The organism is Campylobacter lari (assembly GCF_004357905.1).
Taxonomy (GTDB): domain Bacteria; phylum Campylobacterota; class Campylobacteria; order Campylobacterales; family Campylobacteraceae; genus Campylobacter_D; species Campylobacter_D lari_D.
Genome location: NZ_SMTT01000034.1, coordinates 1 through 387, shown reverse-complemented (window position 1 = coordinate 387; position 387 = coordinate 1). Strand labels below are relative to the sequence as shown.

The 387-nt window shown below is 33.6% G+C and carries 1 protein-coding gene; it reads right to left on the bottom strand.

What is annotated here, in order from left to right; all coding sequences use genetic code 11:
• A partial coding sequence (locus E2O22_RS07835; protein WP_279433559.1) for a flagellin hook IN motif-containing protein occupies nt 1-387 on the bottom strand: 387 nt, incomplete at both ends.

Sequence of the window (387 nt, the reverse complement as noted above, 5' to 3'; positions counted from 1 at the left end):
TCTACCTTTTGATTCTCTTAAAGACACAGAAGCTTGAGAGATCATATCAGCTGCACCCATGCCTATAGTAGAAAGGTTGCTTCCTGATATTAAAATATCTTTACCATCATTTTTTACTAATGATAAACGACCATAATTTTCTTTATCTTTATTTAAAATACCAGAACCAGCACCTATATCTCCTTCTATTTTAATACCCCTACCATCTCTTGAGGTTAATACAAGTCTACCATTAGCATCTCTTGAAGCTTCTACTCCTGTGCTATCTTTAACTGAGTTAATTGCAGCTACCAAAGAGCCATTTTGATCACTATCTTGATATTCTATTCTCCCTATAGTTACACCATTAATTTTAAAATCATCACTTGTAACACCACCTTTTATAGG